Genomic DNA, 15,635 nt, shown 5'->3' on the forward strand with positions numbered 1-15,635 from the left:
ATTATAATTCTAAAAAATTCTTTAATACTTGTTCTCCTACAATACTACTCTTTTCTGGGTGAAATTGTACACCATAAAAATTATCTTTTTGTAAAGCAGAGCTATAATTATAATTGTAGTTGGTTACTGAAATTGTTTCTTTGCATATCTCAGCATAGTAACTATGTACAAGATACATATATTCGCCATCAGATATGCCGTTAAAAAGCATTGATTTTAAATTTGTTATTGTATTCCATCCTATTTGAGGAACTTTTACTTTATTTGAAAAACGCTTGATATTTGTATTAAAAACACCTAAGCCTTTTGTATCTCCTTCTTCAGTATGATTGCATAGCAATTGCATACCTAAACAAATGCCTAAAACAGGCTGTTTTAGCTTTGGTATGAGCACATCTAATCCACTTTCTTTTAGTTTTTGCATTGCATTACTTGCTTCACCAACTCCAGGAAAAATTATTTTATCTGCAGCCAAAATTTCTTCAGGAATGTTAGACAATTTTGCTTCCACACCTAAACGTTTAAAAGCAAACTGAATACTTTTAATATTTCCTGCACCATAATCTATTATTACTAATTTCATTATAACATTCCTTTTGTAGATGGTAAAATCATTTTTTCTACATCGCGTTTTACTGCCATTTTAATTGCTTTCGCAAAGGCTTTAAAGATGGCTTCTATTTTATGGTGTTCGTTTACGCCTTCTGCTTTTATATTTAAATTACACTTTGCTCCATCTGTAAATGATTTAAAAAAATGAAAAAACATTTCTGTTGGCATTTTGCCTATCATTTCACGCTTAAAATCTGCTTCCCAGACTAACCAATTTCTGCCTCCAAAATCTATTGCTACTTGAGCAAAACAATCATCCATAGGCAAGCAAAACCCATAACGTTCAATACCTAATTTGTTTCCTAAAGTAGATGCAAAAACTTCTCCTAAAGCAATAGCTGTATCTTCGATTGTGTGATGCTCATCAACTTCCAAATCGCCAATTACTTTAATATCCAAATCTAATTGTCCATGACGAGCTATTTGATCTAACATATGATCAAAAAAAGCAATTCCAGTATCTATATTGCTTTGTCCTGTTCCATCAAGATTTAGATGTATTTTAATTTTAGTTTCATTAGTATTTCTTTCAATAAAACCTGTTCTAGCTTCAACTTTTAGAAATTTATAAATGACTTCCCAATCATTACTTTCTAATGCTATATATTTATCAAGCTCTTCACGTTTTACACTAATTTCATTTGTTCCAAGATTGGTATTGTTATTTATAAAAATACCTTTGGCTTTAAGGTTTTTTGCTAATTCAACATCTGTAAACCTGTCTCCAATAACAAAAGAGTTTGTTAAATCATAATCTTCAGAAAAATACCGTGTTAATAAACCTGTGTTTGGTTTGCGAGTTGGCGCATTATCTTCAGGCAAAGATGGATCAATAAACTGATGTTTAAATTCAATTCCTTCATTCTTAAATGATTCTATAATAAAATTATGAACTGGCCAAAAGGTGTCTTCAGGAAAACTATTTGTTCCTAGTCCATCCTGATTTGTAATCATAACAATTTCGAAATCTAATTCTTTAGCAATTTTGCCTAAATACTGAAACACTTTAGGATAAAATAATAGCTTTTCAAAAGCATCAATTTGCTTGTCTTCTGGTTCAATTATTAGTGTTCCGTCTCTATCTATAAATAATACTCTCTTCATTTTATGGATTTAAATGCATTAATTAGTTTTTTGTTTTCTATGTCATTACCAACCGTAAGTCTTAAACAATTTTTACACAAAGGCTGATTTGTTCTATTACGAATTACGATTCCCTTTTCTATAAGTTGTGAATAGCGTTTATTGGCCTCATCAACTTTCATCAGAATAAAATTTGCATCAGATGGATATATTTTATTTATAAATGAAATGTTATCTAACTCTGAAATTAGCCATTCACGTTGCAGTAAAATCTGTTGAATTTCTTTTGAAACCTCTTTAGGTTTTGATAAACGTTCTATAGCTTTTAATTGCGTTAGTTCGTTAACATTATATGGAGGTTTTATTCGGTTTAATATGGAGATAATTTCTTCTGAAGCATAACAAGCTCCAAGTCTTATTCCAGCCATTCCGTATGCTTTTGACAGTGTTTGAGTGACAATTAAATTAGGAAAATCATTGAGTTTATTTAACCAGCTTTCTTGTTTAGAAAAATCTATATATGCTTCATCAATAACAACTATGCCTCTGAAGCTTTTAAGTAATTTTTCAACTTCATTTTCACTAAAACTATTCCCTGTTGGATTGTTTGGTGAGCATAAAAATAAAATTTTACTATCTTCATTTGATGCTTTTAAAATTTGTTCTACTTGCGGCTGAAATGAATCTGACAAGTTTACTTTTATAACTTTTACTGCATTAATATTTGCAAGCACTTCATACATACCATAAGTTGGTGGTAGTGTTACAATATTATCTTGATTTGGTTCACAAAATACTCTAATTATTAAATCAAGAATTTCATCGCTGCCATTTCCTAAAAAGATGTTATCAATTTTAATGTTTTTAATTTTTGAAAGTTTCTCTTTTACTTTTAATTGCTGTGGATCTGGATAACGATTTACACCATTCTCAAATGGATTCTCATTAGCATCTAAAAACACCTTGCTCTCATTAAAGTCTTTAAATTCATCTCTAGCTGAAGAGTATGGCTTTAAATCTTTTATATTGTCTCTTATTAGATTTTGTATATCCATTACTTTATATCTTTTAGTCTAATTGTCACTGCATTTTTGTGAGCTTGCAACCCTTCTGCTTCAGCCATAAGTTCTATGGTTTCACCAATATTAATTAAACCAGCTTTTGTTATTTTTTGAAACGTAATGCTTTTAGTAAAACTGTCTAAGTTTACACCTGAATAAGCTTTGCTAAACCCATTTGTAGGTAATGTATGATTAGTTCCAGAAGCATAATCGCCTGCACTTTCTGGTGTATAATTACCAATAAAAACAGAGCCAGCATTAATAATTCCATTTACAAAAAATGCTTCATCTTCACAACAGATTATAAAATGTTCAGGAGCATATTCATTAATTAACTCTAAAGCGATTTGGTTTGTTTCAACGTAAATTAATTTAGAGTTCTCAATTGCTTTTTCAGCTATTCCTTTGCGTGGTAAAACCTTAATTTGTTTATCAATTTCTGACTTTACTTCATTTATTAATTTCCTTGAAGTCGATATCAATATCACCTGACTATCAGACCCATGCTCAGCTTGACTCAGCAAATCAGAAGCCACATAAGCTGGATTTGCAGACTCATCGGCTACAACTAATAGTTCACTTGGTCCAGCAGGCATATCTATTGCAACTCCAAACTTTGTAGCTAATTGTTTTGCAACAGTAACAAACTGATTTCCTGGTCCAAAAATTTTATATACTTGAGGAATTGTTTGTGTGCCAAAAGTCAATCCTGCAATAGCCTGAATACCTCCAACTTTGATGATTTTTGTAACTCCGCATAACTGAGCTGCATATAAAATTTCGCTTGCTATTTTTCCATTTTTGTTTGGTGGCGAGCACAATATTATTTCTTTACAGCCTGCAATTTGAGCAGGAACAGCAAGCATTAAAACTGTAGAAAACAAAGGCGCTGTACCACCAGGAATGTATAAACCAATTTTATTAATTGGTCTTTTTTCTTGCCAACAAAGTACACCTTGCATTGTCTCAACTTCAACTTTTTGAGTTTGTTGTGCTTTATGAAAGGTCTCAATGTTAGATTTAGCTACTTGTATGGCTGTTTTTAATTCTTTAGATACTGAATTTACTGCTTCTGATGTTTCTTCTTCTGTAACTATGTTTGAAGCTAAACTTATGCCATCAAAAAGCTCAGTGTATTTTGAAATAGCGATATCTCCATTTCTTTTTACATCATCAAAAATTTGATTGACAGTGGTTTCAATATTTTCAACGGTTTGTGTTGGTCGCTTGAGTATTTCTGACCAATCTGTTCTATTTGGGTTTTCTAAAGTCTTCATATTATAATACCATATTTTCAATTGGGCAAACAAGTATACCTTGAGCTCCTTTTAGTTTTAATTCATCTATTATTTCCCAAAAATCATTTTTATTTATAACTGAATGTAACGAACTCCATCCTTCTTCTGCTAAAGGCAAAATAGTTGGGCTTTTCATTCCTGGAAGAACATTTACAATATCTTGTATTTTATCATTTGGAGCATTTAAAAGCACATATTTTGATTGTCTTCCTTTTAAAACCGATTGGAAACGAAACTTAAGCTTGTCTAATATGATTTGATTTTCTGAAGAAATTAATGGAGATACTGCTAATACTGCTTCAGACTTTAAAAGCACCTCTACTTCTTTTAAATTGTTTTTAAACAATGTGCTTCCACTAGATACAATATCAACAATTGCGTCTGCTAGACCAATGTTTGGTGCTATCTCAACTGAACCATTAATAATATGCAAATTAGCAGTAATGTTATTCTGTTCAAGAAATTGATTGACTGTGTTTGGATATGAGGTGGCTATTCGTTTTCCTTGTAAATCTTGGACAGATTTATATTTAGAAGATTTAGGAACTGCAACAGATACTTTACATGTAGAGAATCCTAATTTTTCAACAATAGTAATTTCACTCCCTTTCTCAATTAAGATATTTTCGCCTATAATAGCTGCATCTACAACACCATCTCTAAGATATTGAGGTATATCGCTATTTCGAAGATAAAATACTTCAATAGGGAAATTTTTAGCTGAAGCCTTAAGTTGATCTTTTCCATTATCGATTGAAATTCCAACATCGTTAAGGATTTTCATTGAGTCGTCGTGTAGACGACCAGATTTTTGTACTGCAATTTTTAGTTTACTCATTTTTTTGTTTAAATATGCTTGAGTAAACCTTTTTGGGAAGATTTCTGAATTAACAGAAATAAAAAACCCGTTTGATTTACTCAAACGGGTTTAAAAAATATCTTGGTTTTATTCAATACATTTTCAGTTCGCTTGAGAGCAAATATGAAAATGATGATGATGTAATTGAATAAAGTTCATTTTTTTTGTTTGAACAAAGATTGCTAATAATAATTTACAATTCCTAATTCTTTTTATTATTTAAGTTAAATTTATTACTAATCATACTTAGGACAAGTCGTCCAAGGGTAAGCACATTGGTCTTTAAAACTTAACCAACCAGTTACTTTTTTCTTACCAACCATAAAACTGACCATTGACCATAAATCCTTAGTTTCTATCACATTAACTTGCTGAAAGTTGTCTATTTTATGAATTCTGTTAGATTTTTTTGTTGGTTCATCATAGAGATAAACTATATGATTTTCTCCAAAAATATCAACTGAAATTAAAAAATTTGATGTCTTAACCCAATAGTTTTCATAATTATAGTTTTTGTATGAATCTGGTAATCTTTGAATATTTTTAATTTTAAACCAGCCATACTCACTCTCAATAATGGCAATTTTATACCATGAATATTTACTAGGCACATTATATAATGAGTCAACAACTTTTCCATTTATAGCATCATATATTAGTATTGGAGTCTCAGTTTCTTTGCTATAATAAGATTCTACAAAATCTAGGTAATGAATTTTGTCATTATCTTGAGCAATAAGATTTAAACTACTTAATAATAAAACTAAAATAGTCCTCATGTAACCTTTATTGATTGCCTAAAATAATTGGCAATCCACTATCTCCAGAGCCAATAACAATTATTTTGCTATTTGGAGATTCAGCAAGTCTCATAGTGGCATCTATACCTTTATCTTGCAATATTTTATCTGTTAATGAAGCACTAAGTATTCTATTTGACTCTGCCTTACCTTCTGCTTCAATAATTACTTTTTCAGCTTCTTTTGCAGCAGTAACTAATCTAAACTCGTACTCTAAAGACTCTTGCTCTTGTTTTAATTTTCGTTCAATAGCATCTTTTATTGTATTAGGTAAAGTAACATCTCTTACCAATACTTCATTTAACTGAACATGCTGTTTAGATAGAATTTTTTTAGTTTCTTCAAAAATCTCATCCTGTATTGCATCGCGTTTGCTTGAGTATAATTGTTCTGGCGTATAACGACCAACTACACTACGTGCTGCGCTACGTATTGCTGGCTGAATAACGCGTTGCAAATAGTTTTCACCTAAAGTTTGATGTAATTTACCTAAATTGTTATATACTGGTTCATACCAAGCTGAGGCGTCAATTTGTATTTCTAATCCGTTTGAAGATAAAACTTTCATTTTTTCAAATAATTCTTGCTGACGAACTTCATAAACAATAACTTCATTCCAAGGTGCTATTACATGAAAACCTTCTCCTAAAGGCGGTTGATCTGTCACTACCCCATTATCAAAGGTTTTATAAAGTACTCCTGCTTCACCAGAGCCAATGGTTACTGCAGATTTTGCAAGTAAAATAATTAATACAATAGCAGCAATAATTGCTGGTAATGCAACTTTGGGTAATCTTTCCATAATTTTTATTTTTTTTAAATTAATCCGTTATATTTTCTAATAAACCATTCAGCAGATAAGCTAAATGCAATAATGGCAAGTAAAAATTTCCAATCGATTAAAGGTACAACATTTTTACTGCTCTTTTGAATAGTTACAAATCGTGAATCGTTTATTAAATCATTTATCAATGCATTGGTATCATCAATAAAATACGATGTTCCTGAACTATTAGTAGCCAATTTTTGTAGTTTTGTTACATTGGCATTTAAAAATTGTTGCTCAACATTGTAGTCTAATATTTTTAACTCACCAGATTTTGATATGTTTTCATTAGTCACAGCAACTGTAAAACTATAATCACCAGCTTCTAATCCGCTTAAATCAACTTCATAACTTGAGTTTTTTAATACAAATGGAAACGTTTTAGATGAGTTATTATCTTTATTATTAAGAGTTATATTTATGTTAGCAGTAACATCAAACTCATAGTTTTTGTTAAAATATTGTGCTGATACTTTAATATCATCGTTACCATTATAAAAAGATTCATAAGCAATGTTTAAACGACTTTTTCTTTGATTTGATCCTAAGTACTGTACGAGCTTACCAATAAAATCATCAAAATTATTAAAAGACTTGTCATTAAGGTAGCTTTGGGCTCTCCATCTCCATATTCCTTCACCTAGTAAAACAGCCTCTCGTTTAGTATTATCCTCAAAGGTTGCCAGTAATGACTCCTTTAGTTGTGTTCCATTAATGGTTTTATATAAAATAGTCTCAATTGGAACTTTAAAAACTGTTTCTCCAAATTCAGATTGCAAAGGAGGAAATTCACTAAAATCGATATTATCAACAATAAAAGTTGAGTAATTTGAATTTAAAGTTGGTTGGAATTCTTCTGTTTGATTTGTAATTTTTTGATTGTAATAGGATTGAAAACTATTTAGGGAAGACCAATTGGTTTTTGTTCCTAAAACAGTAAATTTATTAAGTTTTAGTTTCTCAATTTCATCAAACACTAAGCTAAAGCTATTATTTGGTTGATATAATATAACTAATTGAAAATCATTTGATTTTAATAAATATTCATTAGGCTTTAAAATAGAAGCTTGTCGCTGCTCATTACTCTCAATAGATTTTTTTAATGCACCTAAATCTGGATGAGTAATATCAGAAATTATGGCAACATTTGTTTTTTGATCAATAACTTCTACTGCGAAATTTTTAGCATTATTAACAATATTCTTTTCATTTTCTATAGGAACTATTTCTGCTTTGTAACTACTAACTCCTACTCTATTAGCTGGTAATGTAAAACTTATAATTTGCGAAGTGTTTTGTTTACTAAAATTTAAGTTTTGAGAAAAAACAGTAGCATTGTTGCCTGAAGTAACTTTTAATTGTGTGTTTACCGAGTTATTACCACTATAGGTAGCAATAATTTCAACTGGAAATTGATTTTTTAAGTAAGCATATTTGTTAACATTCAATTGCTGGATTTTTACATCAATATATTGAATTGTATCTCCTAAAATTATTGGAAAAACCGACTGTTTAAATTTATTTGTAACAAACTCATAATCATTGCCATAAGTCTGATTTCCATCTGTAATAAAAATTGTTGGAGAATTTGTGTTTTTATAAACCTGAGACAACCTCTCAAACAACATATCAGGATTTGATTGCTTCTCTTTAAATGCTAACGAATCTGATGACTCTACCTTTTTACCAAATGTATAAATATCAAGATTAAACTTATTATTTAAGTTTACATCAGACTTTAAGTTAGCTAATAATTGCCTAGTTTTTTCGTCTTGTTTTAAATAAGAAACAGATTCAGAGTTATCGACTGCAACTATTAAGCTTGGTTTTTCGTTATAATAAGTGGTTTTATCAAACTTTGGATTGATAAGTAACAACAATATTGAAAACACCGAAACAAACCTTAAAAATGAGAGTAAAACGTTTAGCTTAGACTTTATTTTAGATTTATACCAATACTGAAAAAGCGCTAATAATAGCGCTATAATTCCAGCAATGATAATATATATTAGTGTTTCTGAAGACATCTATTAAGTTAACATTCCTCCATCAACGTTAAGCGTTTGACCTGTAACATAAGCACTCATGTCGCTTGCTAAAAACACACAAACGTTTGCAATATCTTCAGGAGTACCTCCTCTTTTTAATGGAATTGCGTCTCTCCATCCTTTTACAGTAGCTTCATCTAACTTTGCAGTCATTTCAGTTTCTATAAAACCAGGAGCGACCACATTACTTCTTATATTTCTAGAACCTAGCTCTAAAGCAACCGATTTAGAAAAACCAATAATACCTGCTTTAGATGCTGCGTAATTAGTTTGTCCTGCGTTTCCTTTTACACCAACCACAGAACTCATATTTATAATTGAGCCTTTTCGCTGTTTAAGCATTGTGCGCTGTACAGCTTTAGTCATATTAAAAACCGATTTAAGATTAACCTCAATAACTTTATCGAAGTCTTCTTCAGTAATACGCATTAACAAATTATCTTTTGTTATTCCTGCGTTATTTACTAAAATATCAATACTTCCAAACTCAGCTGCAACGTCATCAGCTAGTTGCTGTGCTTCATTAAAGTCTGCTGCATTGCTTTGATATCCTTTAGCTTTTACTCCTAAAGCATTTAATTCATTTTCTAATGCATTAGCAGATTCTACTGAAGAACTGTAGGTAAATGCTACATTAGCACCTTGTTGTGCAAACACTTGAGCAATTCCTTTACCAATTCCTCTACTTGCTCCTGTTATAATTGCGGTTTTTCCTTCTAATAATTTCATGAGTGATAATAATATGATTAGTTGTTGACCAAATATAGCAATTACAAGTTGCATGAAACAAAAAAACCTCATAAAATTAAGATGAATTTATGAGGTTTTAATACTATTTTGATGTTTTGGTTTTACCCTAAAACTTCTTTTACTTTCTTTCCGATTTCAGCAGGAGAATCAACAACATGAATTCCACATGCTCTCATAATCTTCTTTTTGGCTTGAGCTGTATCATCACTTCCACCAACAATTGCTCCAGCATGTCCCATTGTACGTCCAGCAGGTGCAGTTTCTCCAGCTATAAAGCCAACAATTGGTTTCTTGCTTCCGCTAGCTTTATACCAATTAGCTGCATCTGCTTCTAATTGACCTCCAATTTCACCTATCATTACAACACATTCTGTTTCTGGATCATTTATTAATAACTCAACAGCCTCTTTAGTTGTAGTTCCAATAATTGGATCTCCACCTATACCAATTGCTGTTGTAATTCCTAATCCTTGTTTTACAACTTGATCAGCAGCTTCATAAGTTAATGTTCCTGATTTAGAAACAATACCTACTCTACCTTTTTTAAATACAAATCCTGGCATAATACCAACCTTAGCTTCTCCTGGAGTTATAACTCCTGGGCAATTAGGACCAATTAAGCGACAATCTCTTCCTTTTATATAATCTGCAGCTTTAATCATGTCTGCTACAGGAATTCCTTCTGTAATTGTAATTATCACTTTTATACCAGCATCTGCAGCTTCCATAATTGCATCTGCAGCAAAAGCTGGTGGTACAAAAATAATTGTTGTATCTGCACCTACTTCGTCAACAGCTTCCTTTACAGTATTAAAGACTGGTTTGTCTAGGTGTTTTTGACCACCTTTACCTGGAGTTACTCCACCCACAACATTTGTTCCATACTCTATCATTTGAGTAGCATGGAATGTTCCTTCACTTCCTGTAAATCCTTGAACTATTATTTTTGAATTTTTGTTTACTAAAACGCTCATTTATGATTTGATTTTATTTTTAAAACGTGACAAAAGTAAGTTTTTGACACCTATTAATAAAGTGATTTTTACTTTTATTTATGAAAATGATTTTAAGCTCGATATTGATGTATCTGCTAATTGGCTTAATTGGTGTCCTTTTATTATTTTACCATCTTTAACTTCCCAAATAGAAATGAAATGTGCCAAAGCTATTTCTTCATCTGGATTTTCAAATGTTGTAGCATAAGATGTATATCTAATAGTAACCGAATTATCGTCTTGTAAAAGATGACTTATATCAAATCTTACTGTTTGGTATGCCTTACTAATTTCTTCGAAGACACTTTTTAACCCATTAAAATTTAATGCGTTAAAACCCTTGCTACTATGCCAATTTAATATACAATCTTTGTGAAAGCATCTATCTATCGCGTCTGAGCTATTTGCTAAATCAGAATCATAGAAACTTTTTACTAATTCTTTAGGAGTCATTTTGGTTTTTTAAATTTTCTAATATTTGTGGAAGCCTTCTTATTGTTGCTAATTCTTTAAGTTTAACTCTTGATTCTTCAGCAGGATAACCAAAATACGTTTTGTGTCCTTCAAGAGATTTACTAATTCCAGATTGTGCTAAAATTACGGCTTTTTCTCCAATAGTTATTCCACTTGTGCTACCAACTTGTCCCCAAATAGTTACTTCGTCTTCTATTACCACACAGCCAGCAATACCAGTTTGCGAAGCAATTAAGCATTTTTTTCCAAGTACAGTATCGTGACCTATTTGAATTTGGTTATCTAATTTTGACCCTTCACCAATTGTAGTATCTCCAGTAACTCCTTTATCAATAGTACATAAAGCACCTATATCAACATTATTTTTTATAACAACTCTACCTCCAGAAATTAATTGGTCATATCCTTCTGGCCTTTTTTTGTAATAAAAAGCGCTAGCGCCAAGAATTGTTCCTGCATGTATTGTAACATTATTACCAATTATAGTATCGTCATAAATACTAACATTAGAATGAATTATACAATTATCACCAATAACAACATTATTACCTATAAAGCAATTTGGCTGAATAACTGTGTTTTTACCAACTTTAGCTGATGCTGATATTGATGAATTTGATGATTGAAATGGTTTAAAATGTAATGTGAGTTTATTAAAGTCTCTAAAAGGGTCATCGCTTATTAATAATGCTTTTCCTTTAGGGCATTCTACTTCTTTATTAATTAACACTACTGTAGCTGCAGAATTTAAAGCCTTGTCGTAATATTTTGGATGATCAACAAAAACAATGTCTCCTGATTCAACAACATGAATTTCATTCATGCCAAGCACAGGAAAATCATCTGATCCAATATACTTGGTATTGATGATTTCTGCTATTTGTTTTAAGGTATGTGGTTTAGGAAATTTCAATTGTAATTACTCTTTAACACGTTCTTTATATGTTCCTTTTTCTGTTTCTATTTTTATTTTATCTCCTTCATTTATAAACAACGGAACATTAACCTCTGCTCCTGTTTCTACAGTTGCTGGTTTTGTAGCATTTGTTGCTGTATTTCCTTTAATTCCAGGTTCTGTTGCTGTTACCTCTAAAATTACTGTAGCAGGCATTTCAACCGAAAGTGGCATATTGTCTTCAGTATTAATTTGAATAGTAACAACTTCGCCTTCTTTCATTAAATCTGGCCTATCTAAAGCAGCTTCAAGTAAGCGTATTTGAGTGTAATCTTCATTATTCATAAAATGGTAATACTCACCATCGTTATATAAAAATTGGAACTTATGAGTTTCAACTCTTACATCCTCAATTTTATGACCTGCAGAAAATGTATTGTCTAATACCTTTCCATTTGTTACACTTTTCATTTTTGTTCTTACAAAAGCAGGTCCTTTACCTGGTTTTACATGAAGAAACTCTATAATTTTATAAATATCGTTATTGTATCTTATACATAATCCGTTTCTAATATCTGATGTACTTGCCATTATTACTTAGTCGTTTTTTTATATTAATTTGATTTGAAGTATCCTTTCATAATACCTCTGTGTGAATTTTTGATAAACTGAAGTATTTCGTCGCGCTCTGGAGTTGCTTCCATTTCTGCTTCTATAATTTCTGATGCTTGAGTGTTATTATAATTTTTCTGATATAGAATTCTATAAATATCTTGAACCTCTCTAATTTTTTCAGTAGTAAAGCCTCTTCTACGTAATCCAACAGAATTAATTCCTACATATGACAAAGGCTCACGTGCTGCTTTAACAAAAGGTGGAACGTCTTTACGTACTAAAGAACCTCCAGTTACAAAGGCATGGTTTCCTATTGAACAAAACTGATGAACAGCTGTCATACCAGCCAATACAACATAATCACCAACAGTAATATGTCCAGCAAGTGTACTATTATTTGAGAATATACAATTATTGCCAACAATACAATCGTGAGCAACATGGCAATAAGCCATAATTAAACAATTGTCGCCAATTACGGTTTTCATTCTGTCTGTTGTTCCTCTATTAATAGTAACACATTCTCTAATAGTTACATTGTCTCCAATAACTGTTAGTGTGTCTTCATCTTTATATTTTAAATCTTGAGGAACTGCCGAAATTACTGAGCCAGGAAAAATATTACAATTTTTTCCAATACGTGCTCCTTCCATAATAGTAACGTTACTTCCTATCCAGGTACCTTCACCAATGGTTACATTGTTATAAATTGTTGTGAATGGTTCTATTACTACATTTTTTGCAATTTTAGCTCCAGGATGGACGTATGCTAAAGGTTGATTCATTTTTATAATTTTAATATTGATAATGAAGTAAAAATGTTCTCGCTATGCAATTCATTCTTATTGATAAAAAAATTGATTTAGCTCGATTCATATTATTTTACTTTTGAGATTTGTGCCATTAATTCAGCTTCTGCGCATAGTTTACCATTAGCATAAGCATAGCCTTGCATATGACAAATACCACGACGAATTGGCGTGATTAAATCACATTTAAATATTAATGTATCGCCAGGAACTACTTTTTGTTTGAACTTTACATTATCAATTTTCATGAAGAATGTTAAATAGTTTTCTGGATCTGGAACTGTACTTAGTACTAAAATACCTCCTGTTTGTGCCATAGCTTCAACAATTAAAACTCCAGGCATTACAGGTGCTCCAGGGAAATGGCCAGCAAAAAACGGTTCGTTCATTGTGACATTTTTCATTCCTATTACTCCAGTCTCAGTTAATTCAAAAACCTTATCTAATAGCAAAAATGGCTGTCTGTGTGGCAGCATATCCATAATTTGATTCACATCCATTAATGGTTCTTGATTCAAATCAACATTTGGAACATTATTACGTCTTTCATTTTTAATCAACTTAGACATTTTTTTTGCAAATTGAGTATTAATAAAATGTCCTGGTTTATTAGCAATAATTTTACCTCTAATACGAATTCCTATTAATGCTAAATCACCAACTACATCTAATAATTTATGTCGTGCAGCTTCGTTTGGATGATGCAAAGTAAGATTATCTAAAATACCATTAGGTTTAACTGCAATGGCATCTTTTTTAAAGGCAACTTTAAGTTTTTCCATAGTGTTTGGAGACAATTCCTTATCTACATAAACTATAGCATTATTTAAATCGCCTCCTTTTATCAATCCATTTTCTAAAAGCATTTCTATTTCATGCAAAAAACTAAATGTTCTGGCATTAGATATATCTTCTTTAAAATCTAATAAATGGTTTAACGTTGCGTTTTGAGTTCCTAATACTTTAGTACCAAAATCTACCATTGTAGTAATTTGATACTCTTTTGCAGGCATAACAATAACTTCACTACCAGAATCTTCATCAGCATATGAAACAACATCTGTTACCACATATTCTTCTCTAAAATCATCTTGTTCTACAACTCCTGCTTTTTCTAACGCTTCAACAAAAAACTTTGATGAACCATCCATAATTGGAGGCTCTGAAGCATCTAGTTCGATAATTGCGTTATCTATATCCATTCCTACTAAAGCAGCCAAAACATGCTCAGAGGTTTGTATAACTACACCGTTTTTTTCAAGGCAAGTGCCTCGTTGAGTGTTGGTAACATAGTTAGCATCTGCTTCTATAGTTGGGCTTCCTTCTAAATCAATTCTTTTAAAAGCAAAACCAGTGTTTTCAGATGCTGGGCAAAACGTAAGTGTTACATCTTTACCAGTATGCAATCCAACACCTTTTAATGAGACTTTATTTAATATAGTCTTTTGTTTAGTATCTGTCTTAACTATTCCCATTTACTTTTTTATCAATTTCATTAATTTCTTTCATGATTTTAGGCAGATTTTTAAAGTACACATAAGACTTGTTGAAATCTCCATAACCAAACGCTGGAGAGCCTTGCAATACTTCGTCGTCTTTAATATTTCTACCTATTCCTGATTGTGCTTGTATTTTTACATTATTACCAATTGTAATATGCCCAACAATACCTACTTGTCCTCCAATTTGGCAATTTTCACCAATTTTAGTTGAACCTGCTACACCTGTTTGAGCTGCTATAACTGTATTTTTACCAATCTCAACATTGTGTGCTATTTGTATTTGGTTATCTAGCTTTACTCCTCTTCTAATAATTGTTGAGCCTAATGTGGCTCTATCAATTGTTGTTGCTGCACCAATATCAACAAAATCTTCAAGAATAACGTTTCCTATTTGTGGAACTTTGCTATACTCTCCTTTTTCATCTGGAACAAAACCAAATCCGTCTGCACCAATAATAGCTCCCGAATTCACCACACAATTTTTACCTATAATACAGTCTGAATATACTTTTGCACCTGCAAAAAGTATAGTATTATCATCAATTGCTACATTGTCACCAATATAACAATTAGGAAAAATTTTAACATTCTCACCAATGCTTACATTCTCTCCAATATATGTAAATGCTCCAATATATATATTATCGCCATGTTTTGACGATTTAGCTATAAATGAAGGTTGCTCAATTCCTGATTTGTTTAGCTTTATTTGGTTGTAATATTCTAACAATTTAGAAAAAGCTTTATAAGCGTCTTCAACCTTAATAAGAGTTGTAGATATATTATTTTCAGGCTCAAAATTTTTATTAACTATTGTTATTGATGCCTTAGTTGAATATATAAACGGCTTATACTTAGGGTTAGCCAAAAAGGTTAAAGAACCTTCTGTTCCCTCTTCAATTTTAGAAAGATTAGAAACTTCAACATCTGGATTACCAACAATGTCGCCTTCTAAAATTCCTGCTATTTGTGTTGCTGTAAATTTCATTAAGAGCAAAAATAGAAAAA

At 31.2% G+C, this 15,635-nt stretch carries 16 protein-coding genes; all 16 read right to left on the bottom strand.

Annotated elements, in window-relative coordinates; all coding sequences use genetic code 11:
* Window position 1 precedes the first annotated feature (1 nt).
* The 16 genes from hisH to lpxD all read right to left on the bottom strand — a co-directional run bounded on the left by hisH (window position 2) and on the right by lpxD (window position 15,615).
* Window positions 2-583, bottom strand: a complete 582-nt coding sequence (hisH, locus tag IEW41_RS07705; RefSeq protein ID WP_188605763.1) for an imidazole glycerol phosphate synthase subunit HisH — start codon at window positions 581-583, stop codon at window positions 2-4.
* Window positions 583-1,716 (bottom strand): bifunctional histidinol-phosphatase/imidazoleglycerol-phosphate dehydratase HisB, encoded by a 1,134-nt coding sequence (gene hisB, locus IEW41_RS07710; RefSeq protein WP_188605764.1) that lies wholly within the window; start codon window positions 1,714-1,716, stop codon window positions 583-585. The genes hisH and hisB overlap by 1 nt, the downstream gene beginning before the upstream one ends.
* Window positions 1,713-2,750 carry a histidinol-phosphate transaminase gene (gene hisC / locus IEW41_RS07715; RefSeq protein WP_188605765.1) on the bottom strand — a complete coding sequence of 346 codons (1,038 nt, stop codon included), beginning with the start codon at window positions 2,748-2,750 and terminating at the stop codon, window positions 1,713-1,715. The genes hisB and hisC overlap by 4 nt, the downstream gene beginning before the upstream one ends.
* On the bottom strand, window positions 2,750-4,033 hold the full coding sequence (gene hisD / locus IEW41_RS07720; RefSeq protein ID WP_188605766.1) for a histidinol dehydrogenase: 1,284 nt from the start codon (window positions 4,031-4,033) through the stop codon (window positions 2,750-2,752). Before hisD ends, hisC begins: the two co-directional genes overlap by 1 nt.
* Window position 4,034: 1 nt before the next feature.
* Window positions 4,035-4,892, bottom strand: a complete 858-nt coding sequence (gene hisG, locus IEW41_RS07725) for an ATP phosphoribosyltransferase (RefSeq protein ID WP_188605767.1) — start codon at window positions 4,890-4,892, stop codon at window positions 4,035-4,037.
* Between the two features lie 257 nt (window positions 4,893-5,149).
* Window positions 5,150-5,692 carry a hypothetical protein gene (locus IEW41_RS07730; protein ID WP_188605768.1) on the bottom strand — a complete coding sequence of 181 codons (543 nt, stop codon included), beginning with the start codon at window positions 5,690-5,692 and terminating at the stop codon, window positions 5,150-5,152.
* A 7-nt stretch (window positions 5,693-5,699) separates the two neighbouring features.
* Window positions 5,700-6,515: a prohibitin family protein gene (locus IEW41_RS07735; protein WP_188605769.1), complete on the bottom strand. Its 816-nt coding sequence runs from the start codon at window positions 6,513-6,515 to the stop codon at window positions 5,700-5,702.
* Between the two features lie 14 nt (window positions 6,516-6,529).
* Entirely contained in the window at window positions 6,530-8,566 is a 2,037-nt protein-coding gene (locus IEW41_RS07740; RefSeq protein ID WP_188605770.1) for a VWA domain-containing protein, read from the bottom strand.
* A 3-nt stretch (window positions 8,567-8,569) separates the two neighbouring features.
* Complete coding sequence (fabG, locus tag IEW41_RS07745) at window positions 8,570-9,316, bottom strand: 3-oxoacyl-[acyl-carrier-protein] reductase (RefSeq protein ID WP_188605771.1); 747 nt, start codon at window positions 9,314-9,316, stop codon at window positions 8,570-8,572.
* Between the two features lie 122 nt (window positions 9,317-9,438).
* Window positions 9,439-10,311: a succinate--CoA ligase subunit alpha gene (gene sucD / locus IEW41_RS07750; RefSeq protein WP_188605772.1), complete on the bottom strand. Its 873-nt coding sequence runs from the start codon at window positions 10,309-10,311 to the stop codon at window positions 9,439-9,441.
* 78 nt (window positions 10,312-10,389) lie between these two features.
* The gene (locus tag IEW41_RS07755; RefSeq protein ID WP_188605773.1) at window positions 10,390-10,785 is read right to left on the bottom strand and encodes a nuclear transport factor 2 family protein; all 396 of its coding nucleotides are present in this window, start codon (window positions 10,783-10,785) and stop codon (window positions 10,390-10,392) included.
* Window positions 10,775-11,719: a UDP-3-O-(3-hydroxymyristoyl)glucosamine N-acyltransferase gene (locus IEW41_RS07760; protein ID WP_188605774.1), complete on the bottom strand. Its 945-nt coding sequence runs from the start codon at window positions 11,717-11,719 to the stop codon at window positions 10,775-10,777. Before IEW41_RS07760 ends, IEW41_RS07755 begins: the two co-directional genes overlap by 11 nt.
* A 6-nt stretch (window positions 11,720-11,725) precedes the next feature.
* Window positions 11,726-12,292 carry an elongation factor P gene (gene efp, locus IEW41_RS07765; RefSeq protein ID WP_188605775.1) on the bottom strand — a complete coding sequence of 189 codons (567 nt, stop codon included), beginning with the start codon at window positions 12,290-12,292 and terminating at the stop codon, window positions 11,726-11,728.
* A gap of 23 nt (window positions 12,293-12,315) precedes the next feature.
* Window positions 12,316-13,101: an acyl-ACP--UDP-N-acetylglucosamine O-acyltransferase gene (lpxA, locus tag IEW41_RS07770; RefSeq protein ID WP_188605776.1), complete on the bottom strand. Its 786-nt coding sequence runs from the start codon at window positions 13,099-13,101 to the stop codon at window positions 12,316-12,318.
* Between the two features lie 92 nt (window positions 13,102-13,193).
* The gene (locus IEW41_RS07775) at window positions 13,194-14,600 is read right to left on the bottom strand and encodes a bifunctional UDP-3-O-[3-hydroxymyristoyl] N-acetylglucosamine deacetylase/3-hydroxyacyl-ACP dehydratase (protein ID WP_188605777.1); all 1,407 of its coding nucleotides are present in this window, start codon (window positions 14,598-14,600) and stop codon (window positions 13,194-13,196) included.
* Window positions 14,587-15,615, bottom strand: a complete 1,029-nt coding sequence (gene lpxD, locus IEW41_RS07780; protein ID WP_188605778.1) for a UDP-3-O-(3-hydroxymyristoyl)glucosamine N-acyltransferase — start codon at window positions 15,613-15,615, stop codon at window positions 14,587-14,589. The genes IEW41_RS07775 and lpxD overlap by 14 nt, the downstream gene beginning before the upstream one ends.
* Window positions 15,616-15,635 lie beyond the last annotated feature (20 nt).

This window comes from Aquaticitalea lipolytica (assembly GCF_014641635.1).
Taxonomy (GTDB): Bacteria; Bacteroidota; Bacteroidia; order Flavobacteriales; family Flavobacteriaceae; genus Aquaticitalea; species Aquaticitalea lipolytica.

What these genes read in the sequence shown, in the direction of transcription:
- hisH (WP_188605763.1), bottom strand. Translation starts at nt 583, where the DNA reads ATGAAATTAGTAATAATAGATTATGGTGCAGGAAATATTAAAAGTATT.
- hisB (WP_188605764.1), bottom strand. Translation starts at nt 1,716, where the DNA reads ATGAAGAGAGTATTATTTATAGATAGAGACGGAACACTAATAATTGAA.
- hisC (WP_188605765.1), bottom strand. Translation starts at nt 2,750, where the DNA reads ATGGATATACAAAATCTAATAAGAGACAATATAAAAGATTTAAAGCCA.
- hisD (WP_188605766.1), bottom strand. Translation starts at nt 4,033, where the DNA reads ATGAAGACTTTAGAAAACCCAAATAGAACAGATTGGTCAGAAATACTC.
- hisG (WP_188605767.1), bottom strand. Translation starts at nt 4,892, where the DNA reads ATGAGTAAACTAAAAATTGCAGTACAAAAATCTGGTCGTCTACACGAC.
- IEW41_RS07730 (WP_188605768.1), bottom strand. Translation starts at nt 5,692, where the DNA reads ATGAGGACTATTTTAGTTTTATTATTAAGTAGTTTAAATCTTATTGCT.
- IEW41_RS07735 (WP_188605769.1), bottom strand. Translation starts at nt 6,515, where the DNA reads ATGGAAAGATTACCCAAAGTTGCATTACCAGCAATTATTGCTGCTATT.
- IEW41_RS07740 (WP_188605770.1), bottom strand. Translation starts at nt 8,566, where the DNA reads ATGTCTTCAGAAACACTAATATATATTATCATTGCTGGAATTATAGCG.
- fabG (WP_188605771.1), bottom strand. Translation starts at nt 9,316, where the DNA reads ATGAAATTATTAGAAGGAAAAACCGCAATTATAACAGGAGCAAGTAGA.
- sucD (WP_188605772.1), bottom strand. Translation starts at nt 10,311, where the DNA reads ATGAGCGTTTTAGTAAACAAAAATTCAAAAATAATAGTTCAAGGATTT.
- IEW41_RS07755 (WP_188605773.1), bottom strand. Translation starts at nt 10,785, where the DNA reads ATGACTCCTAAAGAATTAGTAAAAAGTTTCTATGATTCTGATTTAGCA.
- efp (WP_188605775.1), bottom strand. Translation starts at nt 12,292, where the DNA reads ATGGCAAGTACATCAGATATTAGAAACGGATTATGTATAAGATACAAT.
- lpxA (WP_188605776.1), bottom strand. Translation starts at nt 13,101, where the DNA reads ATGAATCAACCTTTAGCATACGTCCATCCTGGAGCTAAAATTGCAAAA.
- IEW41_RS07775 (WP_188605777.1), bottom strand. Translation starts at nt 14,600, where the DNA reads ATGGGAATAGTTAAGACAGATACTAAACAAAAGACTATATTAAATAAA.
- lpxD (WP_188605778.1), bottom strand. Translation starts at nt 15,615, where the DNA reads ATGAAATTTACAGCAACACAAATAGCAGGAATTTTAGAAGGCGACATT.